Annotated in this window: 22 protein-coding genes and 1 tRNA gene; 11 read left to right on the top strand and 12 right to left on the bottom strand. The window is 48.2% G+C overall.

The genetic code is table 11. The annotated features are described in order from the left end of the window. Nucleotides 1–119 precede the first annotated feature (119 nt). Nucleotides 120–809: a class I SAM-dependent methyltransferase gene (locus tag IEW88_RS09270; RefSeq protein ID WP_147903969.1), complete on the top strand. Its 690-nt coding sequence runs from the start codon at nt 120–122 to the stop codon at nt 807–809. Here IEW88_RS09270 and IEW88_RS09265 read toward each other — a convergent pair. The 4 genes from IEW88_RS09265 to IEW88_RS09250 all read right to left on the bottom strand — a co-directional run bounded on the left by IEW88_RS09265 (nt 786) and on the right by IEW88_RS09250 (nt 4,484). Beyond that, a complete protein-coding gene (locus IEW88_RS09265) occupies nt 786–1,754 on the bottom strand; it encodes a PA2778 family cysteine peptidase (protein ID WP_147903968.1) in 969 nt (322 codons plus the stop codon). The genes IEW88_RS09270 and IEW88_RS09265 overlap by 24 nt on opposite strands. Before the next feature lie 5 nt (nt 1,755–1,759). Beyond that, nucleotides 1,760–2,137 (bottom strand): PA2779 family protein, encoded by a 378-nt coding sequence (locus tag IEW88_RS09260; RefSeq protein WP_147903967.1) that lies wholly within the window; start codon nt 2,135–2,137, stop codon nt 1,760–1,762. Nucleotides 2,138–2,346: 209 nt separating this feature from the next. Continuing rightward, nucleotides 2,347–3,591: a kynureninase gene (kynU, locus tag IEW88_RS09255; protein WP_147903966.1), complete on the bottom strand. Its 1,245-nt coding sequence runs from the start codon at nt 3,589–3,591 to the stop codon at nt 2,347–2,349. Then, nucleotides 3,591–4,484 (bottom strand): alpha/beta hydrolase, encoded by an 894-nt coding sequence (locus tag IEW88_RS09250; RefSeq protein WP_221411400.1) that lies wholly within the window; start codon nt 4,482–4,484, stop codon nt 3,591–3,593. Before IEW88_RS09250 ends, kynU begins: the two co-directional genes overlap by 1 nt. Nucleotides 4,485–4,882: 398 nt before the next feature. On the opposite strand from IEW88_RS09250, the gene IEW88_RS09245 reads away from it, so the two are divergent. Then, a complete protein-coding gene (locus IEW88_RS09245; protein ID WP_147903965.1) occupies nt 4,883–6,220 on the top strand; it encodes an aldehyde dehydrogenase family protein in 1,338 nt (445 codons plus the stop codon). Nucleotides 6,221–6,226: 6 nt separating this feature from the next. Then, a complete protein-coding gene (locus IEW88_RS09240; RefSeq protein WP_147903964.1) occupies nt 6,227–7,000 on the top strand; it encodes a 2OG-Fe(II) oxygenase family protein in 774 nt (257 codons plus the stop codon). Nucleotides 7,001–7,006: 6 nt separating this feature from the next. On the opposite strand, the gene IEW88_RS09235 is transcribed toward IEW88_RS09240, so the two are convergent. Together IEW88_RS09235 and IEW88_RS09230 are read right to left on the bottom strand one after the other, a co-directional pair. Continuing rightward, on the bottom strand, nt 7,007–7,894 hold the full coding sequence (locus IEW88_RS09235) for a LysR family transcriptional regulator (protein WP_147903963.1): 888 nt from the start codon (nt 7,892–7,894) through the stop codon (nt 7,007–7,009). A gap of 306 nt (nt 7,895–8,200) precedes the next feature. Next, nucleotides 8,201–8,287: transfer RNA gene (locus tag IEW88_RS09230), tRNA-Leu, on the bottom strand. 173 nt (nt 8,288–8,460) lie between these two features. On the opposite strand from IEW88_RS09230, the gene IEW88_RS09225 reads away from it, so the two are divergent. Next, entirely contained in the window at nt 8,461–8,958 is a 498-nt protein-coding gene (locus tag IEW88_RS09225) for an RDD family protein (protein ID WP_147903962.1), read from the top strand. A 183-nt stretch (nt 8,959–9,141) separates the two neighbouring features. On the opposite strand, the gene lptG is transcribed toward IEW88_RS09225, so the two are convergent. After that, a complete protein-coding gene (lptG, locus tag IEW88_RS09220) occupies nt 9,142–10,206 on the bottom strand; it encodes an LPS export ABC transporter permease LptG (RefSeq protein ID WP_147903961.1) in 1,065 nt (354 codons plus the stop codon). Continuing rightward, nucleotides 10,199–11,308 (bottom strand): LPS export ABC transporter permease LptF, encoded by a 1,110-nt coding sequence (lptF, locus tag IEW88_RS09215; protein WP_053424276.1) that lies wholly within the window; start codon nt 11,306–11,308, stop codon nt 10,199–10,201. Before lptF ends, lptG begins: the two co-directional genes overlap by 8 nt. A 203-nt stretch (nt 11,309–11,511) precedes the next feature. On the opposite strand from lptF, the gene pepA reads away from it, so the two are divergent. From pepA to IEW88_RS09200, 3 genes are read left to right on the top strand one after another with little or no spacing between them, the layout of a single operon-like run. Beyond that, a complete protein-coding gene (pepA, locus tag IEW88_RS09210) occupies nt 11,512–13,017 on the top strand; it encodes a leucyl aminopeptidase (RefSeq protein WP_147903960.1) in 1,506 nt (501 codons plus the stop codon). A 2-nt stretch (nt 13,018–13,019) separates the two neighbouring features. Continuing rightward, nucleotides 13,020–13,469 (top strand): DNA polymerase III subunit chi, encoded by a 450-nt coding sequence (locus IEW88_RS09205; RefSeq protein WP_147903959.1) that lies wholly within the window; start codon nt 13,020–13,022, stop codon nt 13,467–13,469. 41 nt (nt 13,470–13,510) lie between these two features. After that, nucleotides 13,511–16,387 carry a valine--tRNA ligase gene (locus IEW88_RS09200; protein WP_147903958.1) on the top strand — a complete coding sequence of 959 codons (2,877 nt, stop codon included), beginning with the start codon at nt 13,511–13,513 and terminating at the stop codon, nt 16,385–16,387. Between the two features lie 48 nt (nt 16,388–16,435). Here the strand turns inward: IEW88_RS09200 and IEW88_RS09195 are convergent, their stop codons facing one another. From IEW88_RS09195 to IEW88_RS09180, 4 genes are read right to left on the bottom strand one after another with little or no spacing between them, the layout of a single operon-like run. After that, nucleotides 16,436–16,630: a hypothetical protein gene (locus tag IEW88_RS09195; protein ID WP_147903957.1), complete on the bottom strand. Its 195-nt coding sequence runs from the start codon at nt 16,628–16,630 to the stop codon at nt 16,436–16,438. A gap of 23 nt (nt 16,631–16,653) precedes the next feature. Next, the gene (locus IEW88_RS09190) at nt 16,654–17,778 is read right to left on the bottom strand and encodes an ABC transporter permease (protein WP_147903956.1); all 1,125 of its coding nucleotides are present in this window, start codon (nt 17,776–17,778) and stop codon (nt 16,654–16,656) included. A 2-nt stretch (nt 17,779–17,780) separates the two neighbouring features. Then, complete coding sequence (gene rbbA / locus IEW88_RS09185) at nt 17,781–20,501, bottom strand: ribosome-associated ATPase/putative transporter RbbA (RefSeq protein WP_147903955.1); 2,721 nt, start codon at nt 20,499–20,501, stop codon at nt 17,781–17,783. Continuing rightward, nucleotides 20,501–21,559, bottom strand: coding sequence for an HlyD family secretion protein (locus IEW88_RS09180; protein WP_147903954.1), 1,059 nt, complete (start codon nt 21,557–21,559; stop codon nt 20,501–20,503). The genes rbbA and IEW88_RS09180 overlap by 1 nt, the downstream gene beginning before the upstream one ends. 347 nt (nt 21,560–21,906) lie before the next feature. On the opposite strand from IEW88_RS09180, the gene IEW88_RS09175 reads away from it, so the two are divergent. The 4 genes from IEW88_RS09175 to IEW88_RS09160 all read left to right on the top strand — a co-directional run bounded on the left by IEW88_RS09175 (nt 21,907) and on the right by IEW88_RS09160 (nt 26,867). After that, the gene (locus tag IEW88_RS09175; RefSeq protein WP_147903953.1) at nt 21,907–22,308 is read left to right on the top strand and encodes a hypothetical protein; all 402 of its coding nucleotides are present in this window, start codon (nt 21,907–21,909) and stop codon (nt 22,306–22,308) included. Between the two features lie 426 nt (nt 22,309–22,734). Next, on the top strand, nt 22,735–24,165 hold the full coding sequence (locus IEW88_RS09170) for a Na+/H+ antiporter NhaC family protein (protein ID WP_147903952.1): 1,431 nt from the start codon (nt 22,735–22,737) through the stop codon (nt 24,163–24,165). 430 nt (nt 24,166–24,595) lie between these two features. Then, nucleotides 24,596–25,657, top strand: a complete 1,062-nt coding sequence (locus tag IEW88_RS09165; protein WP_147903951.1) for an isopenicillin N synthase family dioxygenase — start codon at nt 24,596–24,598, stop codon at nt 25,655–25,657. 46 nt (nt 25,658–25,703) lie between these two features. After that, a complete protein-coding gene (locus tag IEW88_RS09160) occupies nt 25,704–26,867 on the top strand; it encodes a trans-sulfuration enzyme family protein (protein ID WP_053424264.1) in 1,164 nt (387 codons plus the stop codon). Nucleotides 26,868–26,954: the final 87 nt, after the last annotated feature.

The raw sequence follows: 26,954 nt of genomic DNA, 5'->3' as shown, positions 1-26,954 counted from the left end.
CATGTTTGACAAAAACCACAACTTACGTATCATTTGATGATACTTGAAATTCATCATAAGTAATAAACTAAAGTCTGCCGGACTATTTAGTTTCATTACCTTAAATTCTGGAAAAAGCTATGAACAACCACTTTGTGCAACCTCCTGAAAACTCCTACCTCGAAGGCCCACCACGGCAAGTTCCTGGTTACCATAGTTTACATCGAATGACCGCCATACTGCTGGCAGAACACCTACCTGCCGAAGGTTCTTTGTTGGTATTGGGTGCTGGAGGAGGACTTGAAATCAAAGCTCTGGCTCAAGCACAATCAGGCTGGAGCTTTATTGGTATTGACCCTTCTGCCGGAATGTTAGAGCTCGCAGCTGATACAGTGGCCAATTATCAAGACCGTGTCCGCCTTCATCAGGGTTATATAGAAGACGCACCACAAGGCCCTTTTGACGGCGCTATCTGTTTGCTGACCTTCCACTTTATTCCACGTGAAATGCGACTTGAAACACTGCAACAGATCCAGCGGCGGCTAAAGCCCAAAGCACCTTTGATTATTGCCCATCATAGTTTTCCTCAAACAGAACCTGAGCGGACCCTTTGGATCTCGAGGCATCTAGCATTTAGTCATTCGCCACCTGCGCAGGCCGAAGCAGCACAAGCAGCGATGAAAACCAAACTCAGTATTTTGGCGCCAGAAGAGGAGGAAGTCTTGTTAAAACAAGCTGGCTTTTGTCAGATCAGTCTGTTTTATGCAGCATTTAGTTTTAAAGGCTGGGTTGCCTATGCAGACGGATCAGTCGCCAGCTGCAACACATAACGGAGAATTCGTCGCAGCACCGGCGCGGATTTGTTTTTGACTATCCAGCAGATTGCTGTCATTTGGAGCAATCTTCAATGCCGCTTCAATCAGTGTTGTGGCTTGAGCCTGACAGCCTTGCTCACTCAGCAGCACCGCATAATTGTTCAGATAAGCTATTTCCTGCCGGGCATAAGGCAGACCTTTTTCAAACCACTCTGCAGCCACCACAGGCTGGCTTTGGAAATAAAAATTACCCAGCAAAAAGTAAGGCAACCAATAATCAGGCCATTGGCCAGTCGCAGTTTTAAGTGCAGCGATACCACTATCAACCTGTTGAGTCTGAAGTAAATCCTGACTGGCTTTGGTGTAAATAAAAGGATCCAACTGCACACTGCTTTTCTCAGGCGGTAACATGGCGAACAGCCAGTAATTCCCCCGCGCCCAGGTGCGTTCAAAAGTGGCAAAGTTTAAGCGATAGGCTTCAGTTACCCCGGTATGCAAAATCACTTCACTGCTGTGCAAATCGTAACCAATCACTACGGCATAATGCCACTGCGGCAACCAGGCCAATGCGTTATTTTGCAGCACTATGATGGGAATATTCTCAGCCACCAGACTTAACAACTGGCTCATACTGCCACGCTGCTCATAAGCGACTAAACCCAATTGTCGTGTTGCTGACGCCATTTCAATTTGCAAAGTCCCCTGTAAACCCGGAATAAAAGTAGCGGGCGCTATGGTAGCAGGGTCTTTTTTCAGGCCATAAAAGCCAGCCACTTCAGACAAGGTCGTTGGGCCGCAAAAATACTCTTGCTGCGGATAAAATGGCACCTGCGGGATCAGATGCTGAGGTGCTATAGCAGGAGGTTCTGCCAACAGCAGCTTAGTTTGTGGCGGCGTTTGGCAGCCTGTCAGTACAATCAACAAGCCCGCCAAAAAGCAGGCTTGTCGTAGTAACCCCATTAAACTCAACGGCTAATTGGATTAATAAAAGGGTAAACGTCTGTAACGCCTAATAAATCCAGCAACGCAATAATGGCTAATACAGTAACGATAGCTCCTACCACACCACCTGCAGGCATGTCGTTCATCTGCGTATTCAGCGCGTTCAGCTCTTCGGCCGTCATATTGGCGATACGTTGTTTGGCATCGGCAGGGCTGACACCCAGCTCAATCAGTTTATTCTGCACTTCTGCACTGTCGACAAAAGACAGGACTTGCTGTTTGTTGAAGTTAAACTGCTGCTTAGCCATCACCTGCTCTGAACTAAATACTGCAGCATTGGCCTGGCTCATTCCAAACACTAACACTGGGCAGAGGATGCTGGCTTTTAAAAATTTATTCATTTTTATTTATCCTTAAGTTTGTTGTTTTTCTGGCAAAAACTGTTTTTAGATAAAATTAAAAACACTGGCTGGCGAACCTTCATTTGACTGGAAGAGTAAAGCATCTGTGGGACATCCGCAATAAAGTACGCTGAAGTATCTCGTCTGGTTGGAGAGGATAGAGAGAGCAACAGCAGAGAGCTTGCACTTTAAGAACGCGGTTTAGTCCTTCAGGTTACTTTTTGCCGGATAGCATACTCAGGTTTTAAATACTCTTTGCTCACAACAATGTCGCTCAGTATTTCAACCGCTTGCCACAAATCGACATAACGTAAATACAATGGAGTAAATCCGAGCCGCAAAATATCAGGGGCCCTGAAATCAGCAATCACACCGCGTTTAATCAGAGCCTGACATAAGGCATAGGCCGCAGGGTGCTGATAAGCCAACTGGCTGCCGCGCTCTTCCGGTTTTAATGGCGTAATTAAGCTTAATTCGGCTAACGCCGCTTGTTGCTGCACCAACTGATGAAAACAGCGGGTTAAACCCAGGGATTTTTCGCGAATCTGTTGCATACTGACATCACTAAACACCTGCAAGGCAGCGTCCAGCACACTCATCGAAATTACAGCAGGGGTGCCGGTCAAAAACTGTTCTATGCCGTCAGATTTAACGTACTGAGGGCTAAAACTAAAGGGCGCTTTATGCCCCATCCAGCCGCTCAGTGGCTGATGAATTTGCGCATGATGCCGTTTAGCCGCATATAAAAAAGCCGGAGCACCGGGGCCACCATTTAAGTATTTATAACCACAACCTACGGCAAAATCGACCTGCCAGGTATCCAGCTCTACAGGTAAGGCTCCGGCACTATGGGCCAGATCTACAATCACTAATACACCTTGCTCGTGCGCTATTTGGGTTAAACGCTGTATATCCAATAAGCGGCCGCTGCGAAAATCAACCTGAGTCAGCATTAACACAGCCACATCACTGGTCAGCGCCTGTTCCAGTCCTTGCTCTGGCACCTCCACTAACTGACAACGGCTTTCGCCTAACAGTCGAGTCAGCCCCTGCACCATATATAAATCGGTTGGGAAATTGCCCTGCTGCGTGAGCACCACAGTGCGCTTTGGCTGCATCAGCAGAGCACAACTTAGCACCTTAAATAAATTCACTGAGGTCGAATCACAGCAAATCACCTGACCACTACCAGCACCAATCAAACGGCCAATCTGCTCGCCCACTTTGAAGGGTAAATCAATCCACTGATTGCTGTTCCAGCTTTGAATTAAATCCTGACTCCACTGCCGCTCCAGCACATCCTTGGCGCGCTGCAATGCGCAGCTCGGCATAGCGCCTAACGAATTGCCGTCAAAATAAATACTCTGCTCTGGCAAGGTAAATTCTGCTCTTTTGTGAGCCAATAGATCCTGCTGATCATACTGCTGTAACTGTTCGAGGGTTAAAGGTGTCATCACAGTGGGACGAACTCCTGTAGGGTGAGAATTAACTGCGAATATGCAGCGCTTTGTGGATGGATCCAGTCAAAATGCCCAGCCTTTTCCACCATACGATACGGCATGCCACTGTCAGTCGCCTGAGTTGTCGGTACAATTTGATCGGCACTGCCCTGCAATAATAGGGTTTTGGGGTGGATTTTGTCTGGACTCGGACTGGCTTGCTGGTATAACTCCGGTGCCTTCTCTGGCGATGCGCCGATAAACTGAGCTGTGGCACTTTGGCAACTATTGCTGCCTTTGGCATAACTGGCCATATCGGTAATAGCGGCTAAACCAATCACAGCTTGTATCTGTGCAGCTTTTTTGTCGCCTGCTAGCTTTTCACCTGCTAAAAGCGCCAACTGGCCACCCGCAGAATGCCCCATTAAGGCGATACGGTTCACATCCACGCCGTACTGTTCAAACTGCGCCTGAGCATAGTGGACGCCTTGCACTATATCGTCAAAACTACCAGGCCAGCCACCCCCCTCGTCGCCGACCCTGCGGTACTCCAGCGACCATACCGCATAACCTGCCTCAGTCAGCGCCTGACTTAACGCCTTGCTGTGACCTATATCATAGGCATTTAACCAGCAGCCTCCATGCACAAAAATAACCAAAGGCGGTTTGGTGCTTACCTTAGTTACAGGTAACGACAACAAACCAAACTGCAAAGCCGCTTTGCCATAGGCTAATTTCATGTCCTGGTTTTTTACCGGCAGCGCCAACACGCTGTTAAAACTCACATTGTAAAGCGGCGCAGCAGTCAGTACGGCTGAAGGCTTGGTATTAGTCGCCAGCTCTGCAGTTGGCAAAGCGCTACATGCACTCAGTAACCCAAAACCGACAGTACGTAATAACCACAACACAGTATTTCTCTTTGAAAAACTCTTGGGAACTGAAGAAAACTCAGCTGACATAAGGGTGCGATGCTCTTGATTAAAGACCTAAGAATATCAAAGGATTAACAATTTGAAACCGCTTTATGCTCTGTGCTGGTATTTAAGCGGCAAAAACAATTTTCTTGCGATAAATACACAGATCCAGCCTCTTGGATCAGGGGAAAACAAATTATTTGTCAGGCGACTCCGTCATGCCATGCTGGCCCTGACGTTAAGATTTGTATCTCTTACAGGCATAACTTGTTTCCCGACCAACGTGTCTATGACTACTCTGCGCGGCAAAGAGTAAGCTGAACAGGTAACAGCTGCCCTGCTCAGGGCATAGTCAGCTTAATGTGTCACTGCAGTGTTGTAACGGAGTTGTTATGGAGCCTGTTTTAATTTCCACTAACCCGCTTAATCAAGAAGAAGTGGGACGCGTCACTATTGCTTCTGCTGATGAGATTGCCAGAGTTGTTGCGAATGCACGACAAGCACAGCCTGCCTGGGCGGCATTGAGTGTCGCTGAACGTAAAAATCTGGTGGAGCGAGCCTACACCCAACTGGACACTGTGCACGATGACTTGGTCAGACTTATTTGCCTTGAAATGGGCAAAGATTTTAGACGTGCCAGTTATGAGGTGTCAGGCGTTATCCAAAGCGCGCCCTACCTGGCAGAGGAAGTCGCACAGGCAGTCGCGCCTGTATCGAAAGGACATGGCGTTGAACTTCAATATCGTCCGCTGGGTGTCGTTGGAGTGATTTCTCCGTGGAATTATCCATTGGCCATGGCCAATAACTTGATCATACCGGCGCTGGTCGCTGGCAATACAGTGGTATTAAAGCCGTCGGAACTGACACCCTTAGTTGCCGATACCTTTGTGAAACTCTTAGCTGAGTTTTTGCCTGCAGATGTCATCAACATAGTCCACGGCAATGAAGAGGCTGGTAAAGCCTTGGTATCAAGCGATATTAACATGGTGGCCTTTACCGGCTCAGTTCAGGCAGGCAAAAATATTATGCGTAATGCGTCATCTCGGTTGCATCGACTGGTGATGGAGCTTGGCGGCAACGATCCTATGATTGTTTTGCCGGATGCGGATATAAACACCGCAGCCCGCTTTGCGGTCGCCAGCAGTCTTGAGAATACCGGTCAAATGTGCACATCAACCGAGCGAATTTACGTAGACGCCTCCATCTATGACCAATTTGTCGCGAAAGTCGTCGAGATTGCAGCGGCGTATCGACCCGGTGCATGGAATCAAGCCGGTATCCATATCGGGCCAATGGCAAGTGCAGAACAACATCAACATGTAGTGAAACACCTCGCCGATGCAGCGGGGAAAGGTGCACGTTTTGTTCTCGGTCAGCCAGAATATCCGCGTCCCTATATCCAGCCTACAGTGGTGACGGGACTGACCGAGGATATGCTGCTTGAACGCGAGGAAACTTTCGGACCTGTCGTCGCCATTGCCAAAGTAGATTCGGTAGACGAAGCAATACGTCGTGCTAATCAATCAATCTATGGCTTAGGCGCAGTCGTATTTGGCCAGCATGGAGCGCGGCAAGTCGCTGATGCGATGGAAGCTGGGATGGTCTCAATCAATGGCAGTGTAGGCAGTGGCAATGCACCTTGGGTCGGCGCTAAACAAAGTGGGCTAGGCTATCACGGTGGGCTTGAGGGGCACCGTCAATTTACCCAAATTAGAGTAATGAGCAGGTAACAGAAGATGATGGGTACAGACAATTTCTTTATTATCGCCCGCGAGCCGGGCGCGCAAAACCCCGCTATCCCTACCTGGGCGGGTAAAACCGATAATGCTTTTCATCTGGACAGGGCTATCGGACCTGAACAGGTACAACGTCTTGATATCCAAGAAGTGCCCGGTGCCTATCAATTATTGAATGTACTGTCTCAGAGCGAGTGTGAGCAGATGATTCGTCTGACGGAGTCGCTGGGTTACCTGAAAGATGCAGCCGTCTCGTTACCCAGAGAGATCCGACACAACGATAACATCACTGTGGTCGTGGATGACGCCACTGAGCGCTTATTGTGGCAGCGGGTTGAGCATCTGGTGAATCAGCATCTCGAGATATTCGACCATAAAAAGCCACTGGGCTTAAATACCAGGTTTAGATTTTATCGCTACAATGTCGGTGACTATTTCCATTTCCATATTGATGGCGACTGGCCAGGCTCGCGGGTGGATGGCGAGACATTAATCACCAATGCCTATGATGATCGTTACAGCAAGATGACCTTTCTTATCTTATTGAATGATGACTTTACAGGCGGAGCAACCCGTTTTCGGGTGAATGCCAATAATCCACACTCACCAGCCAGGCGAGGCGAACCCGCGTTAGACGTGGATATAAGAACGCCCATAGGTGGTGTGCTGCTCTTCCCTCATGGCCCTCACCCACTGCATTGTGTTCACGCCTCTGTGCCGATCACCCAAGGAGTAAAATACATCATCCGCACCGATCTGTTATTTGAACTGTAACAGGGGCTAAATAACAGCGGATAGCTGCTGACGTATCCATTGATGCAAAGGATCTTGTGACGATCGTGAATGCCATACCGCAATCACATCAAACTGCGGCGCTGCGGCTTCTAATTCGATCGATTGCAAACGTTGATCCGGTAACAATCGTGACGGAATAAAGCCGCAGGTATCGTTGGTCGAAAGGGCTGCCAAGGCAGCGGAAAAAGTGGGAAAGGAGTAAATCACCGAGCGTCGATGACCTTGATCCTCAAACCAAGCGTTTATCGCGCCGGTGAAATCGCCGCGCGCTGGCGATACCACGACTTGTGGTATCTTGGCTATCTCGGCAACCCGCATCTGCGGCTTGATAGCTCTATTATGTTTAGAGGCAACGCACTGATAAGTTTCTGTATACAACACCTGAGAGGGCAGTGTTGTTGGCGCCAGACTAGGAGTGGTCATGGCTAAATCAATGCTGCCAGACAGTAAATCCTGATGCAGTGTATCGGGCACCAAATTGCGGATTGATATTCTAAGCAAAGGAGCTTGCTGTCGAACTCGTTGCAGGAATTGAGGAATAATAGACAGCTGTTCAAAATCAGTACAGCTGATGGTAAAAGTGGCTGCTGTTGTTGCCGGATCAAACACGACAGGAGCAAGCAGTTGCTCAAGCGCATGAATCGCCAGATCTAATTTTCCAGCCAGCTGCTCAGCAAAAGGGGTTGATTGCACGCCATTGCCATGTCGGATAAACAGCCGGTCATTAAAGGTGCTGCGCAGTTTGCGCAGTTGGTCACTCACAGCCTGTTGCGTCAGGCCCAGTTGAGCAGCCACCTTTGACAGGTTCTTTTCACGTAAAAGCGCCTTGAGCGTAATGAGTTGCTTGATGTCCAAACGATTCAGCGCCGTCACTTGCCCTAATACCCCGCCTTAAAAGAGAGGTATAGTAGCCATACACTCCACTCAGCACAAGGCTGGCGCGACCAGGCCCGCCAGTTGGCTCTATCACCGCAGGTGAACGCTGAATCCGCTGGCTATTCATGCACTTTAATTTTCGATTTGGTTTAGCTAAGAGAGTTTTCAATGGCCACTAAAGCGTTAGTGATAGCACAACCAAGCTTATAGAAGCTTTTAGGGACAACAAACTGTAAAAATTAGAGTGCAAATGATGCTAAATGTTAGTGATTAAGCAAGTATTTGAATTTTATGAAGATATTTTGGTGCCTGGGGTCGGACTCGAACCGACACGGAGTTTCCCCCGGCGGATTTTGAATCCGCTGCGTCTACCGATTTCGCCACCCAGGCATTGAGGGGTCGTATAGAAGTAAACGCTTGCATTATACAAAGCGAATGGCGCGGCGCAAGCAAAAGTTTCAGTTGCTTGTGTGGTTGCGCATTTTTGCAGCAGTTTCGAAAAAACAAAGCTGCGTGATACACTTAGCGCCAATTACATAATCAATAAAAGTCAGGACACACTGATGTATCACGGATCTCCAAAAGCGGGTTTGTTCCGCCGTTTAGCGGCCATTGTTTATGACGTGTTGATTTTAGCTGCGCTCTGGATGCTGGCTATGGGTTTGGCACTGTTGCTGGTGACTATTTTGGATAAGCTGGGTTTGGTTTCACTGGCCGCTTATCAGGATCAGGCTGATTTTATTCAAAAGCATTCGATTTGGTTTCAGCTGTATTCACTGCTGGTTTTTTTATGGTTTTACCTGTACTTCTGGGTCAAAGCAGGGCAAACCCTGGGCATGCGTGCCTGGCGTATTTTGTTGATCCAGCCAGATGGCTCGCCAGTGACATTAAAACAAGCGCTGCTGCGTTTGGTGGTGTCTTTGTTAGGCCTTGGCAACTTCTGGCTGTGGATCCGCTGGGGTAAAGGGTTAGCCCTGCAGGACCAAGTCACAGATACCATAGTGGTGAAACTGACCAAAGATGAAAGCAAAGAGCTGAATTTACATCGTAAGGCGGGTTAATTCGGGGTTTTGGTTTTGCTTGTCGTCAACCAAAGTTACACTGCATATCGTCAACTTGGGTAACAGTTAAATTTGGCTACAGGCCTTAATAACTGTGAAGTATGTACACTAAGCTAACAGGTTAGTGGCATAAAAATCGGGTCAGAGCACATTGTTAACGGCAAATGTGATCTGACCCCAATTCTATTTCTTCTGCAATAAATACATCGCCAAGCCAATAAACAAGACCGAAGGTAACACTGCACCAAAGATTGGCGGTAGCTGGTAAACCAAAGCCACAGGGCCAAACACCTGATCACTCATGTAAAAGGCGAAACCTGTCAGAATACCCATCAGAATACGGGCAGCCATAGTGACGCTGCGCAGTGGTCCGAAGATAAAAGACAAAGCCACCAGCAACATAGCAATAATAGTCAGAGGCTGAGTAGCCTTACGCCAGAACGCCAGTTCAAATTTGCTGCTGTCCTGCTGGTTACTTTCCAGGTAATCGATATAGTCGGTTAAGCCTTTGAGCGATAACAGCTCAGGTTTAATAGACACCACACCCAATTTGTCCGGCGTTAAGGTAGAGCGCCAGCGCTGTTCCTGCCACTGGTGTTTCTCAACTCTGTCATCGCGGAAATGCAAACGGCTGACATCGCTTAAGCGCCATGAATTGCTGACAAAGACAGCGGTTTTAGCGCTGACTATGGCCTGCAGCTTTAAGTCGGTATCAAACTCGTAAATGGTTAAATCGGTTAAATTGCCAAAATCGTCCACTTGCTTGATGTTAATGAAGTTATCACCATCTTTGGCCCACACCCCTTGTCTGGCTGAAATTAAATCACCGCCGGAAATCGCTTTAGTACGTAGTTCTCGGGCAGTTTTTTCGGCCACTGGCGCGCCAAATTCGGCGACCAACATCACAATCAGCATCATCAGTAACGAAGTTTTCATTACTGAGTTGATAATATTCAAGCGCGACAAGCCCGCGGCCTGCATCACCACCAACTCACTATTACTTGCCAGCATCCCCAAACCGACCAAGCCGCCTATTAAAGCCGCCATAGGGAAAAACAGTATCAAGTCGCCGGGCACACTGAATAACGTAAACAAACCAGCGGATAACATATCGTAGTCACCCCGCCCGACTAAACGCAGCTGGTCAATAAACCTGAACATACCGGATAAAATCATCAACACAGAGACAGTCATCAGCACTGTGGTCAATATAGTGCGGCCTATATACAGGTCGAGGATCTTAAACATGAGAAGAGCGCCCCGTGATTAATGCTTTAAACTTCTGACCCAGAGTGCGGTGTTTCACCAGCAACACAATGCCAAATAAAAGCCCAAGACCATGGATCCACCACATCCCTAATTGCTGCGGAATTTTACCGTCTTCAATAGCTGAGCGGCAGGCAATCAGCAGAATGTAATACAGCAAATACAAGGCCAAAGCTGGTAATAAACGGCCAAATTTACCCTGACGCGGATTGACTTTACTCAGCGGCACGGCGATCAGCATCAGAATAGGAATAGACAATGGTATAGCGATGCGCCATTGCCACTCCGCTGAAGCCTCAGGGCCTTTTTGATTACGCAATTCATCTGTCGGCAAACTAGATAATTTACGACGTTTTTGTTCGACCTGCTGTTCACGAATTTGAATTTGGTATTTACCAAACTCGACCACTTCATAAGCCGGAGAACTGGTTTCACCGGCATAACGGCGGCCGCTGTTCAGCTCCAGCATCTGAGCGCCACTGGCGTCCTCTTTTACATTACCGGATTCAGCGTACACAATTGAGGTCTGGCCACCTTCCTGAGCAGGAGCTTGCGCCAGAAACACCCGCTCTAATTGCCCACCGTCGCGGCTGATTTCATGTACAAAAACTACAGCTTTCTCATTCGAGGTTTGCTGGAATCGTCCAGGAATTAAACTACTCAGGCCAGAGTCGGCCTCAGCTTTTTCTAAAATCTGATATTCGCGCTCTGTGGCCCAAGGGCTTAAATACAAAGTAACAAAACCTGCGCCCAGTGCTATCACCACAGACAAGATCAAAGTTAAACGGGTGACATACCATTCACTGATACCGGTGGCGTGTAATACCGTCATTTCGCTGTCGGCATAAATACGGCCATAGGCGATTAGCACGCCTAAAAAAGCACTCAGCGGAATAATGATCACCGCCAGTTGTGGCAGCTTTAATGACAAAATGGTCAGTACTAACTGACCTGGAATATCACCGTCTGATGCGTCAGCCAAAATTTTCACAAAGCGCTGGCTCATGATAATAGTGATCAGGATCAGGAAGACCGCTAATTGGGATTTGAACACTTCACCAATCAGATAACGAAAAACAATCAAAAATGCCCCCTAAAACCTGTCTTTTTGCTGGAACCCTGACGATTTTTAAGTAAACTGGATATTTACAGCAATTATTATTGACTAAAGTGGCGATAAATCCGAGCTTTTTTATAAAGCAGGACAAAATATCATCACAAAGAAGCCCACTGTAACACCGAACTAACTTGGTATAGTGGCCGGAAGTCTTAGAATCAGGAGTGAGCATGGAGTTCAGCGTAAAAAGCGGTAGTCCGGAAAAACAACGAAGTGCATGTATCGTTGTCGGCGTATATGAGCCGCGCCGCTTGTCAGCGGTTGCCGAACAGCTGGATAAAATCAGCGAAGGCTACATCAGCAATTTATTACGCCGGGGCGATTTAGAAGGCAAACCCGGTCAGATGTTGTTATTACACCATGTACCCAACGTGTTGAGTGAACGTGTACTGCTGGTCGGCTGTGGCAAAGAACGTGAGCTGGACGAACGTCAGTACCGCCAAATCATTGCTAAAACTATCAGCACGTTAAATGAAACAGGCTCAATGGAAGCTGTGTGTTTCTTATCTGAGTTGCATGTCAAAGGTCGCGATACCTATTGGAAAGTCCGTCATGCGGTAGAAACCACCCAAGACTGCCTGTACGTATTCGACAAATTAAAAAGCCGCAAAGACGAAACCCGTCGGCCGCTGCGTAAAATTGTCTTTAATGTACCGACCCGTCGCGATTTAACCATAGGCGAAAAAGCCGTTGAACACGGTTTAGCTGTGGCTGCTGGTATCAAGGTGTGTAAAGACGTGTCGAATATGCCGCCAAATATCTGTACTCCGGCTTATCTGGCCGATCAGGCAGTGGCCTTAGCCCAACACGATAAAGTGTCGGTCGAAGTGCTGGGCATAGCTGAAATGACAGCTTTGGGTATGCATTCTTATGTGGCTGTTGGCCGTGGCTCTGAAAACGAAGCCAAAATGGCAGTGATTAAATACAACGGCGCTATGGATAACAGCGCGCCTGTGGTATTGGTCGGCAAAGGTTTAACCTTTGATACCGGCGGCATCAGCATCAAACCAAGCGATGCGATGGACGAAATGAAATACGACATGTGTGGCGCAGCTTCAGTGCTGGGTACTATGCATGCTGTGGTCAGTTTAGGGTTGCCTGTGAATATGGTGGCTGTGCTGGCTGGCGCTGAAAACATGCCGGATGGCCGCGCTTATCGCCCTGGTGATATTTTAACTACTATGTCTGGCCAGACGGTTGAAGTATTAAATACAGACGCTGAAGGCCGTTTAGTGCTCTGTGACGCCTTAACTTATGTTGAGCGGTTTGACCCGGACGTGGTGATTGACGTAGCGACCTTAACAGGTGCTTGTGTCATTGCTTTGGGTAAACATGCCTCAGGTTTGTTAAGTAACCATAACCCGCTGGCGCATGAAATTTTAAATGCCTCGGAGCAAAGTGGTGACAGAGCCTGGCGTCTGCCTTTGTGGGATGACTATCAGGATCAACTGGAAAGCCCGTTTGCGGATTTCAGTAACTTAGGTGGCCGTGCTGCCGGTACTATTACCGCAGCTTGTTTCCTGTCGCGCTTCACCCGTAAATACAACTGGGCGCATTTGGACATTGCCGGCACTGCATGGCGCAGTGGTGGTAAAGACAAAGGTGCAACAGGCCGCCCTGTGGCTATGTTGACCCAGTTTTTAATTAACCGTGTCGGAACCGACATCGAGGGATAACAGTGCCTCAAGTCAGTTTTTATCTGCTGCCGGAAACGGCGGCAGACACTGAATCACAGCTGGCAACCGAGCCAGCTTTTTTTCATGTAGCCGCCAAACTCTGCGCCGATTTGTATCAGGCCGGACAGCGGGTTTTTGTGTTCTGCCAAAATCAGGCGGACGCCGAACTGCTGGATGAGGTATTATGGCGCTTTGATCCGATGCGATTTGTGCCACACAATCTGGCGGGCGAAGGCCCGGCACGCGGTGCTCCGGTGGAAATCAGCTGGCTGCCTCCAAGTAACGCGAGGCCGGTTTTAATTAACCTGTCGGCAACAGTGCCGCCTTTTAGTCAGCGTTTTCAACAGATTATCGAATTTGTTCCAGCCGAAGAACAGTTAAAGGTTCAGGCGCGGGAACGATTTAAATTTTATCGCCAGTCGGGGTTAACCCCGCAAACAGTGCAGCTCTGATGGCCGGCCTGCGTTTTTAGTGAGAGTTTTAGGTAGCAAAGATGGAAAAGACATTTAACCCGAGTCAAGTTGAACAAGCCATGTATCAGGCATGGGAAAGCAAAGGCTATTTCAAGCCTAGCGGTGATAACAGCAATGGTGCCTATTGCATCATGATCCCACCACCAAACGTGACCGGTAGCCTGCATATGGGCCATGCGTTCCAGCAAACCATTATGGATGCCTTAACCCGCTACAAGCGTATGCAGGGCAAAAATACCTTATGGCAAGTGGGTACTGACCACGCTGGTATCGCCACGCAAATGGTCGTAGAGCGTAAACTGGCCGCTGAAGGCAAACCAGACCGTCACGCCATGGGCCGCGACGCCTTTATTGAAAAAGTATGGGAATGGAAAGCCGAATCCGGTGGCACCATCACTGAACAAATGCGCCGTTTAGGCAACTCAGTCGACTGGGACAAAGAGCGTTTTACTATGGACGCCGGCCTGTCGAATGCAGTGCAGGAAGTTTTTGTGCGCTTGTATCAGGACGACCTGATTTACCGTGGCAAACGCCTGGTGAACTGGGATCCTAAGCTGCATACGGCTATTTCTGATTTAGAAGTAGAAAACAAAGAACAAAAAGGCCATCTGTGGAACTTACGTTACCCGTTGGCTGATGGCGTGACGACGGCCGATGGCAAAAACTACATAGTAGTTGCCACTACCCGTCCAGAAACTATGCTGGGCGATACCGGTGTTGCAGTCAACCCGGACGATGAACGCTACCAGTCCCTGATTGGTAAAGAAGTGCTGCTGCCGCTGGTGAATCGCCGTATCCCCATTCTGGCCGACGAACATGCCGATAAAGACAAAGGCACAGGCTGCGTAAAAATTACACCAGCTCACGACTTTAACGACTACGAAGTAGGTAAACGTCATCAGTTACCGATGATTAACGTGATGACGGCGGACGCCACTATTCGCACTGAAGGTGAGTGTTTCTTCCCGAATGGCGAAGCCAACCCAGCGCATAACGCCATGATCCCGGCTGAATTCCAGGGCCTGGAGCGTTACGCAGCCCGCAAAGCCATAGTCGCAGCTTTTGATGCGGCTGGCCTGCTGGACAAAGTAGAAGATCACAACAACACCCTGCCGTACGGCGACCGTTCTGGTGTGGTGATTGAGCCATTACTGACCGACCAGTGGTATGTACGTGTAGCACCTATGGCTAAAACTGCCATTGAAGCTGTGGAAAACGGCGATATTCAGTTTGTGCCTAAGCAGTATGAAAACATGTACTACAGCTGGATGCGCGACATTCAGGACTGGTGTATCAGCCGTCAGCTGTGGTGGGGTCACCGTATTCCAGCCTGGTACGACGAAGCGGGCAAAGTTTATGTAGGTCGTGATGAAGCTGAAGTACGTGCTAAGCACGAGTTAGGCGCTGACGTGAAATTACGTCAGGACAACGATGTGCTGGACACCTGGTTCAGCTCAGCGCTCTGGACTTTCTCTACGTTAGGCTGGCCTGAGAACACTGAAGATTTAAAAACCTTCCACCCAACTGACGTGTTAGTCACAGGTTTTGACATTATTTTCTTCTGGGTTGCCCGGATGATTATGATGACGATGCATTTCATCAAAGATGAAAATGGCAAACCGCAAGTGCCGTTTAAGACGGTGTATGTGACTGGTCTTATTCGTGATGAAAACGGCGACAAGATGTCAAAATCCAAGGGCAACGTGATTGACCCGCTGGATATGATTGACGGCATTAGTCTGGACGACCTGCTGGCTAAACGCACCAGCAATATGATGCAGCCACAGCTGGCGGAAAAAATCGGCAACCAGACTAAAAAACAATTCCCTGAGGGGATTGAAGCCAGCGGTACAGACGCTTTACGTTTCACCTTAGCGGCTTTGGCCTCTACTGGCCGTGATATCAACTGGGATATGAAACGTTTAGATGGTTACCGCAACTTCTGTAACAAACTGTGGAACGCCAGCCGTTACGTCACCATGATGACTGAAGACAAAGATTGTGGTCTGTCTGTTGATGGCAAAGCAGGCGAAATGGAGCTGTCATTGGCCGATCAGTGGATCATCAGCCAGTACCAACAAACTATCAGTCAGTTCCGTGGTTATTTAGACAGCTACCGTTTTGATATGGCGGCTAATACGCTGTATGAGTTCACCTGGAACCAGTTCTGCGACTGGTACTTAGAGCTGACCAAACCTGTATTGTTTAAAGGCAGCGAAGCTCAGCAACGTGGCACCCGTCATACCTTACTGACAGTGCTGGAATCTTTGCTGCGTTTAATGCACCCTATCATGCCGTTTATCACTGAAGAGATTTGGCAACGTGTAGCTCCTATGATCCGCACCGATGTGAAGCCAGGCGACAGCATTATGCTGCAGGCCTACCCAGAATTTAATCAGGCGCTGGTCAATGAAACTGCTACTACCGATCTGGAATGGGTGAAGAGCTTTATCGTGGCGATTCGTAACGTGCGTGGCGAAATGGATATAGCGCCAAGCAAGCCATTGTCTGTACTGGTGCGTAACCTGACCAGCGACGACAGCCGCCGTTTACAAAGCAATATGGCCTTCCTGCAGAATATGGCGAAGTTAGAAGCCATTACTGTGCTGGCCGATGGCGACACAGCACCAGCTTGTGCAGCTCAGCTTTTGGGTAAGATGGATATTCTGATCCCTATGGCTGGTCTGATTGACAAAGAAGCTGAACTCTCGCGTATTGCCAAGCTGATGGAAAAAGCTCAGCAGGAACATGACCGCGTGGCTAACAAACTGGCGAACCAAGGTTTTGTCGCCAAAGCCCCTGAAGCCGTGCTGGCAAAAGAGCGTGAAAAACTCTCAGAAGCTTTAGAAGCTATCAGCAAGTTAAAAGCTCAGCAGGCACAAATAGCTGCGATTTAACTGTCAGTTGCATAGAAGACCAAGGCGACCTGCGGGTCGCCTTTTTTGTTACTTTCGATGGCCTGAACCAGAGGTCCAACGGCGCCACCACGCCGGCAGATAGACCAAAGCCGCAGCACACAAGGTGACCAGACCTACAGCTATCACCAACTGATAGACAATGTAATTACTGGCCTCCACTGACACAAACCAGCTGGCAATAACACCACTGACAAACAACAGAGCACGCACTATCCATCCCATAGGGATCCTCCCTCCATAGCCCTTTACATAGTACTTAAAGATTTCCTGAATCGTTGCAGCGAGAAACGAAACAATAGCCCACCAATCAACAACAGAGACAATATTTGCGGCCACACAACATCAAGGCCTGCCCCCCGGTACAAAATAGCCTGAGAGGCAGCAACAAAGTGAGTATTAGGTGCCGCCAACATTATGACTTGAATAACTTCAGGCATACTTTCTCTGGGTGTCATACCACCGGATAACAGCTGTAAAGGCAATAACACCAGAATAAGCAATAAACCAAATTGCGGCATAGAACGCGCTACTGTTGCCATAAAAATCCCCATAGAGGTGGTGGCAAACAGCTGTAGTGCTGTGATCAGTAAAAACAGCAGGACCGAGCCTTCCACTGGCACAGCCAGTACAGTTTTAATCATCACAGTTAAGGAAAAACCTGTCGCAACCAGCACGACCATTCCCATCGACAGAATTTTCGACAGCATGATTTCACCGGGGGTCACCGGCATCACCAGCAAATGTTCAATAGTGCCATGCTCACGTTCGCGAATAAGCGCTGCGCCAGTCAGGATAATGGAAATCATGGTAACGCTATTAATCACCTCCATCAAAGAGCCAAACCAGCTAGCGGTTAAATTAGGGTTAAAGCTGGCTCTAAGCACTAAATCCACCGGCAAACTGCTGTTTAACCTGTGCCTTTGGCTAAATTCACTAATTTCGCTGCTGACGATCTGTTCTATATAACCGCTGCCGCTAAAAGCCTGACTGATGCGGGTTGCATCCACACTCAGTTGTATTTTCGGCGAACGGCCAGCCAGCAGATCCAGCTCAAAATCGGGCGGAATAGTCAGCACAAAGCTGTAGATGCCTGCATCCAGCGCAGCATCCACCTCTGACAAGCTGATCAGCTCAGGTGGCATAAAATAAGGCAGATAAAAAGCCGAAATAATACGGCCAGACAAACCGGACTGATCTTCATCCACTACTGCAATAGGGGCTTTGTGCAAGGTTTCAGGCATGGAGGTGCCAGCGACATAAATGCTGGCACTAAAAGCATACAAAATCAGCAACAACATCATAGGGTCGCGCCACAAACTCCACAGCTCCTTGACTCCAAGCCGATACACATTGGCTAGTTTATTGTGCATGCTCAGCGCTCCTGTTTCTTCAATAACAAGACGGAGGCCAGAATAATCACAGGTACAGCAAGCGTCATTTGTAACAGAGCAGGATAAATATCACTCAACTGCAAGGCTTTACTGAATACACCTCTGCTGATGGTCAGAAAAAAACTGGCCGGATGCACTTCACCAATCAGACGACCCGCACCTTCTAAAGCCGACACCGGGGTGATCATACCGGCAAACTGTACAGCCGGAATAATAGTGCCAAGCACCGAGGCTAAAATAGCGGCTATCTGGCTTTTGGTGAAGGTAGAGGCAAATAAACCAAAACCAGTAGAAAACAGCACAAAGACCAAAGCGCTTAGACTTAAAGCCCAAAAACTGCCGGTCAGCGGCACTTTAAATAAAGTGATAGCTGTGACTAACATCAGTAAAAAGTTGACGAAAGCCAGAGCTATATAGGGCAATTGTTTACCCAGTAAAAACTCCAGCCGACTAACAGGTGTGACGTACAGATTAATAATGGAGCCTAACTCTTTTTCCCGCACCACGGATAAAGCCGTCAGCACCGCCGGGATCATCAGTAGCAACATAGGGATCACTGCTGGCACCATAGCCACCAGACTTTTTACATCGGGGTTGTAACGAAAACGGGTTTCAATAGCTGAGCTCAGACTGCTGGCATCTGTGCCCAGTGCTTCAGTCGCCTGTAACCTCAACCAATGCAAATGCATACCCTGCACATAACCTTTAATAGTTTCAGCCCGGTTTGGCATAGATCCATCGACCCAGGCGGCTACAGCTACCTGCTGACCACGCGACAAATCACGGCCAAAACCGGGCGGAATTTCGATCGCCAGACTAATGTCACCGCTGCGCATCCGCTGATCAATCTCGTGCTGGCTATTGAGTGGCGGCTTTTCAACAAAATAGCGCGAACCTGATAAGTTCAGCACATAGTTTTGGCTCAAAACAGACTGGTCTTGATCCAGCACTGCAAAAGTTAAATCTTCTACGTCCATGGTAATGCCGTAGCCGATAAACAACATCAGTACCAGACTACCCAGCAGCGCCAATGCAGAGCGGATAGGATCACGACGCAGCTCCAGAGTTTCGCGCTGGGTAAAACTCCAGAGTCGCTGCCAACTGAACGCTTTTTTAACAGGCTCAGCTGTACTGGCTGAGGCTAAGCTAATCTCTGTATCCGTGCTGTTGTCTCTGGCACCGGCCTGTTCGAGATAACGAATAAAAGCCTGCTCCAGCGTGTCAGACTGCTGATTCGCCATAATCTGCGCTGGTGTGTCACTGACCAGCACTTTGCCTGCATGCATCAGGGATATGCGGTCACAGCGTTCAGCTTCGTTCATAAAGTGAGTGGAGATAAAAATGGTGACCTGATCCTGGCGCGCCAAATCAATCATCAGTTGCCAGAAGTAATCACGAGCTATAGGGTCAACACCTGATGTCGGTTCATCCAGGATCAGCAGCTCAGGTTGATGCACCATAGCCACAGCCAAAGACAAACGCTGGCGCATCCCCAAAGGCAAATGCTCTGGCAATAAAGCGGATACCTGTTGTAAGCCAAACCGCTGTAACATTGCTGCGACCCGGTCGCTTACCTGTGCTGCTGGTACATGAAATAATCTGGCATGTAACTCCAGATTTTGCAGTACTGTCAATTCAGAATACAAAGAGAAAGCCTGTGACATATACCCCACTCTTTTGCGAGTGGAAATATCGTCCGGGTTTAAGTTCTGGCCAAACAACAAAGCCCGGCCTGAAGTAGCAGGCAATAAGCCTGTCAGCATTTTCATCGTGGTGGATTTACCGCAACCATTGGAGCCGAGAAAACCAAAAATCTCGCCTTTTTTGATCTGAAAACTGACGTTATCGACGGCTTTAAAATCGCCGAAGACCATGCTTAAACCTTCGGCCTCAATAGCAATGCTGTTGTCGCCGCTGACTAAAGGCGGCACCACTACAGGCTGGTATCCTTGTTTTGCCGACTCAGGTAATAACTGAATAAAAGCGGCTTCCAGATGTTGAGTGAGGGTGTGTTGATGCAATTCGGCCGGACTGCCCGTCGCCAGTACTTGGCCCGAGTTCATCGCAATCAACCAGTCAAAGCCTTCGGCCTCGTCCATATACGCAGTAGAGACTATAACGCTCATATCTGGCGAGTTTTGCCTGATCCTGCGGATCAAGTGCCAGAACTGACTGCGCGCCAGCGGATCAACGCCAGTGGTAGGTTCATCCAGGATCAGCAACTTCGGATCGTGAATTAACGCACAGCACAAACCCAATTTTTGTTTCATACCGCCGGACAGCTTACCAGCCGGGCGCTGCAAAAATGGATACAAACCTGTGGCTTTGGTCAGCTCGTCGATACGGCGGCGACGCTCTTTGGCATTGTGGCCAAATAAACGAGCGAAAAACTGCAGATTCTCTTCCACCGACAACGTCAGATAAAGATTCTTCCCCAGCCCCTGCGGCATATAAGCAATATCGGCGCACACTGCATCGCGATGCTCGCTGCTTGCCATATCACCACCCAACACCTGCACTTTGCCTTGCTGAATAGCGCGGGCACCGGATAACAAAGCCAATAAGCTGGATTTCCCCACCCCGTCAGGGCCAATTAAGCCCACCATCACTCCGGCAGGAATATCCAGTGAAATACTGTCCAGCGCTTTGGTTGTACCGTAGCTAAGCTGCACCTGCTGCAGCTGTGCAACCAGAGTTGTCATTACTGCACCAGTTCGGGTATGGAAGCAGGCCAAGGCTGGGAACTATCCAAGCGCAGATAAGCTACACCGGGCAAGCCTGTTTTTACTTTGGTTTTATGCTTGAGCAGCAACTGCGGATTAATTTTAGCTTTGACCCTGAACATCAGCTTTTCACGTTCATTAGCGGTTTCGACCGTTTTAGGCGTGAACTGCGCTACGTCAGCCACATAAGACACTTCCGCCGGTATAGACAGATTGGGCACAGCATCCAGCACCACCCTGACTTCACTACCTACTTCAATACGGCCAGCCAAAACAGAGGGCAGAAAAAAGGTCATGTGTACGTCTGTCACATCAATCAGACTTAACACTTTGCCACCTGCTGCAACAATTTCACCAGTTTGGGCAATGCGGTACTGAATACGTCCGGCTCTGGGCGCTTTAAGCTGGTTATCACTCAGCTCAGACTGCACCCGGGCGACTGTAGCTTTTGCCGCATCTACGGCTGAGGCGGCAGAGTTTACTTGTGCTTCGGCTGCTGCAATACCAGCTAACGCTGCTTCTATTTGTGCTTTGGCTGAACTGACTGCGGTTTTTGCGCTGGTGACTAAGGTATCGTTATCTTCTGCTAACTGCTTTGATACAGACCCCGTCTCAGCCAGAGTACCTGTGCGACTGGCTCGGCTTCTGGCGGCAACCAGCTCAGCATTACGCTGAATTAATAGCGCTTCCAGCGCAGCTTTTTCACTTTTACGTTGTAACAACTGACTATCGGCAGTCACAGTGGCACTTTGCGCCTGACGCAGCTGAGCTTCCGCCTGATGCAACTGCGCCACCAAAGATTCGGATTCCACTGTTGCAACCAATTGACCTGCTTCAACAAAATCACCTTCGTCTACCAGTAACTCTTTGATCCGTCCTGCAGTTTTGCTGGCGACTGCAATTTCAGTGGCCTCTATCCGGCCATTACTTTTCAGCAGATTGTCCGTTTGTGCGCCTGAAAAATTCAGGTAATACAACAACAGAGCTGCACTGACAGCCCCTGCTGCCAGCAGTACTTTGGTTTGTATTGCAGTCATACTCCATTTCACCTTAGCTGTTATGTTCCATCTGATATCTGAAAGCTCAGAGTATTCTGTAGCACAACACCACTGTACTCATCTTTCTGGCAAAGTTCTTTGATGTAAACCAAACTCAGGTCATTTCGCACTCCAGACTCTGGTCTTTACACTATGCTTTGCAAAACAAGGATGAAGGCCTGTATTCACTCTTTATCCAGCTTAACGCTTTACGAGCAGGCTTATCGCAAATTTTTGTAAATTTCCGGTAAAGAACTTGGACTACAGCGCAATCTGCTATACCATCCGCGCCGCCTGCAACAAGCAGTTGCAGGTTCCCTGATTCATTCTCAAATGGAAGAGACATCATGAAATTAAAGTTAAGCGCCTTATTCGTTGCCTTAGTAGTGACAGCAGTTCCAGCTCAGGCGGATTGGTTAAATGCAGTCAAAGACGGCGCCGGCAGCATGCTGAAAGAAACCAAAGACAGCGCTAAAACCGCAGCTTTAAATACCTCAGTACGCACAGCTTTAGGTTTAACTGAAGGCACATCTACTCAGGCTGCTATTGCTGAAAAACTGGGTGAGCCAGCCAGCAAAACAGAAAAAGACGGTCAGACTCTGTGGTTATACGACGTAACTGCATTGTCCGCCAGCTACCCTACATTAACTGAATTAGTAAAAACTCAGGATGCTGCACAAAAGTCAGTGCAGTTGAGCTTTAATGCTGATGTATTAGCTAAGTTAGAGCTGATCAACAACGCTAAGTAATTCTTTACTCACTGCCGCAGAGCGCGGCAGTGAGTTTTCCCCAACACTTTCCTCTCAATTCCACAGTTCTTTAGATACTCTCATATATTCCCTAAGTAATTAGAGTTGCAGCTCGGCGGCAAGCGACTGAACACCAAGAGCATAGTTGTCTAGGTGACTAGGGAGAGCGAACGAAGCCAACAACACTGCAGCTTCAAGTACGACGGGAGATTGTGCAAAGTATTTTTTTTGTTATTATTGCGCGCCTGAATTTAACCCGTGTAAATTCATCTTGTTGTTTACCCTGATCTGGCAAACCTGCAGCATAAGCAGTGCGATTCAGTCCCGGGCTCTGGCAGCTAAAACCCCAAACACTCCGTATGCAGTTCATGCTGCGGTTGGCTTTTATTTTTCTGGCGTTGCCAGGCTTTGTGAAGGAACCCTTAAATGGATTCACCAAGTGCCATTAGTTTGATCCCACCAGTTGTTGTGATGGCCGTTGCCATCTGGCTGAAGCGGCCTATTTTGTCGCTGGTTGTGGGCGCAGTTGCAGGTTTGCTGATGCTGTTTCCAACTCAACCTTTTGAGTTACTGAATACCTTTGCTGAAATCTCGACCAGCGTAATGCAGGATGAAACCATTGGCTGGTTGATTCTGGTCTGTGGTGGTTTTGGCTCCCTGATTGGCTTGTTGATCCATACAGGAGGCGCTGTGGCTTTTGGCCGTTCAGCCTCTAAGCTGGCGACAGGGCCCAAATCATCCATGTTCATGACCTTTGTCTTAGGCTGCATTATTTTTATCGACGACTACCTGAACGCTTTAAGCGTGGGTGAGGCGATGAAACGCGTGACGGATAAATATAAAATTTCCCGTCAAATGCTGGCTTATATAGTGGACTCTACCGCAGCGCCTATTTGCGTCATTATCCCTATTTCGACCTGGGCTATCTTTTTTGGTGGCTTACTGGAAAACAATAAAGTAGCAGAAGCAGGACAAGGAATAGACGTCTACATGCAGGCTATTCCTTATATGCTCTACCCTTGGCTGGCAGTATCCATTGTGCTGTTAGTCACACTAAAAATTATGCCTGCGCTAGGTCCAATGAAAAAAGCTGAACTGGCTGCACAAAATGGTACTCCTTTGGATGTTTTGCCTGATGTAGGTGCACAAGCCAGTGCCAGTCATCACCATGTACAAGGCCAGACAGTTCCAGCTGGTGATCAGTATGCTGTGCATTCGATGGAACAGGAGTTTGAAGAGAGTAATAAACACGGCAAGCTACGTAACTTTATCGTACCTATGCTGATGCTGATTGGTTTTACCATCTACTTTGATATCGATGTACTCAAAGGCTTGTTGGTCACTCTAGTACTGACCATTGCCTTTTATAGCTACCAGCGTCTGATGCCGTTGGGTGAGATGATGGAAGTGATGATGAATGGCTTTAAAACTATGTTGCCAGCCATCTGTACTGTGATCGCTGCTTTTATTTTTAAAGATGTCTGCGATAAGTTATTGCTGCCTCAGTATGTGATTGAAAACCTGACGCCTTATATGACAGCGCAGATGCTGCCTGCTATCGTATTTTTAGCTATGGCCGTGTTGTCCTTTGCTACGGGTTCATCCTGGGGTATTTTTGCGGTATCCATTCCTATCGTGATGCCTTTAGCTTATGCGGTAGAAGCGGATATTCCATTAGTGATTGGCGCCTTGTTATCAGCCAGCTCTTTTGGCAGTCAAGCCTGTTTCTACAGTGACTCTACTGTATTAGCAGCTCAGGGGTCAGGTTGTCATCTGGTCTCACACGCTATAACACAGCTACCTTATTGCTTAATTGCGGCCAGTTTAGCTTTTGTAGGCTTTATCCTGATTGCTTAAGTGTCAGTAGTTCCATACGCAAGGCACCTTCGGGTGCCTTTTTCTATTCAGCAACAACGATAAAGCTACAGGCCAAATTTATCTTGGTTATAACTTTTAGCGATATAGAAACGCTCAGGCTTTTAATCCATAAAAACGCACAGATTTATGCGTCCTATCCATTTTTTACGAAATAGTGTTAGAAATAAGCGAGTTAGCGAAAGACTGGCTTGAAAAGCATAACTGGCCATTCTTTTATTCCATAAAGTTTTAGATAGTAAGACTTTTATGCTTAAAGACCGCTAACTATCCAGACATCCGGTTATTTCTAATTCATCTATACAAGACCAATCCATTAGTTATTTAACTGTCTACTCAGGCCTAGAATGCGCTCACTTTCTGCCAGGGCCACAGCTCTGTGATACAGAACCCTAAGCACAACGAGGTTTTTATGCTTCATTCAACACAAGAGTTTTTATCCGGCAACGCTACACCAGAGGCCAGCAGGGCTTTACCTGTGCTGGATCTGAGCCTGATGGATGGCACAGCCGTTGAGCAACAGTCTTTTATTCAACAATTGCGTGTTGCAGCCCGTGATGTGGGTTTCTTTTACCTGACAGGTCATGGCCAGACGCAGCAGAAACAACAACAGATTTTAGCGCTGACCAAACAGTTTTTTGCATTGCCACTGACCGATAAACAGCAAGTGCAGATGATTCACTCTCCGCATTTTCGTGGTTACACAGGTTTAGGTGGTGAGCTCACCCGTGGTCAGCCGGATATCCGCGAGCAGTTTGATGTGATGCGGGAAGAAGAAGTCCCGGCACAGACGGATATCAGCCCGGCCTGGCAAGGTTTGATTGGTCCTAACCAATGGCCAACGGCTTTACCACAGATGAAAACTGAACTGCTGAACTGGCAACAGTCCTTGTCAGATACCACAGTAAAATTAATGCGCGCTTTAATGCTGGCCTTGCAACAACCTGCTGATGCCTTAGATGACACTATCAAAGCTGGTCCTTATCAGCATATGAAACTTATTCGTTATCCAGGCGTGGATGCCAAAGCGTCAAACAGCAAACAAGGTGTGGGCGCCCATAAAGATCCGGGTTACCTGACCTTGGTGGTGCAAGACGACCAATCCGGTTTAGAAGTGGAAACTGAACAAGGTTGGGTCAGCGTAGCCCCACTGCCAGGCGCTTTTGTCGTCAATATTGGAGAGCTGCTGGAACTGGCGTCCAATGGCTATTTAAAAGCGACTTTACACCGTGTTGTTAGCCCGAATTCCGGTGTAGAGCGTTACTCCTGTGCCTTTTTTATGGCAGCTCAACTGGATGCGACCGTGCCTTTATTGCAGTTACCGTCTCATTTAGCTGACGAAGCTAAAGGTCCGGCCAGCGATCCAACTAACCCATTGTTTTATCAGGTCGGCCAGAATGTGCTAAAAGGACGGTTACGTTCGCATCGTGATGTAGCTGCGGCTCATTACGCAGTGTTAGCAAAAGCTGTTTAAGCTCAGCACAACTAAACATAAATAAAAAATATAACCAAGGTTTATTATGAAATTCCGTACTCTAAGTATTCATGCCGGGCAACAACCCGACCCTAGTACCGGCGCTTTAGCCACTCCGGTGTATTTCACCAGTACCTTTAGTTATGGTACAGCCGAAGAAGGTCAGGCGCGTTTTTCCGGCCAGAATCCGGGTTATATCTACAGTCGTTTTGCCAACCCTACAACCTCAGCTTTAGAGCAGAAATTAGCAGCGCTGGAAGGGGCTGATGAAGCTTTAGTCGTGGCCAGCGGTATGGCGGCTGTTAGCGCCATTATGTATGCGCTGACTAATGCAGGTGATGAAGTGGCTTTTATCGACCCGGTCTACGGCGGTACTGACGCCTTTTTACGGAATACCTTAACCCGCGCTGGTGTGACCTTAAGCCGTTACAGCAGCGATAAAGACTTTGCCGAACGGGTGAAACCCAATACCAAAGTGGTGTTATTTGAACCTATTACCAACCCCACCTTAAAAGTGATAGACAGCCGTATTGTGGTGGAAGCGGCCCGTAAAGTCGGCGCTTTGGTGATTTGTGACAATACCTTTTTAACGCCTTATTTATTCCGCCCGCTGGAAATAGGTGCTGATATTGTGATGCACAGCGGTACTAAGTACCTATCTGGCCACGGTGATATTATTGCTGGCATAGTGGCAGGACGCAGTGAGCTGATGCAGAAAATCCGCACAGTGGCACTGAAGCATATAGGCTCGCCTATAGGCCCGCAGGAAGCTTATTTACTGCAACGTGGCGTAAAAACTCTGACTTTGCGGATGGATGCTCATATCGAAAACGCCCGCAAAGTGGCTGACTTTTTAGCGGCTCATCCTAAAGTGGCCAAGGTGTATTATCCGGGTCATGCCAGTCATCCGGGGCATCAGGCTGTAGCAGACACAGCCACTGGTTTTGGTGGCATGGTGGCTGTGGATATCGAAGGTGGTTTTGCCAAAGCTGCAGTATTTTTAAATCAGCTGCAACTCTTCGCTCAAGCCGTAAGCTTAGGTGATGTGGAAAGCTTAGCTTGTCATCCAGCCAGCACTACTCATGCGGCTATGACCGCAGAAGACAGACAAAGAGCCGGTGTTACCGAAAATCTGGTGCGCCTGAGTATAGGCGTGGAAGATGCCGATGATTTAATTGCCGACTTAGCTCAGGCTCTGGCGAAGCTCTAAAAATGGGGTCAGATCACATTGTTAACAGTTAACAATGTGATCTGACCCCAATTTCATTTTTTATTCCTTTCTAAACTATCAAATACG

This window comes from Rheinheimera tangshanensis, from assembly GCF_014645135.1.
Taxonomy (GTDB): Bacteria; Pseudomonadota; Gammaproteobacteria; order Enterobacterales; family Alteromonadaceae; genus Pararheinheimera; species Pararheinheimera tangshanensis.
The sequence above is the reverse complement of the archived record's forward strand: the minus strand, read 5'-3'. Positions and strand labels throughout refer to the sequence as shown.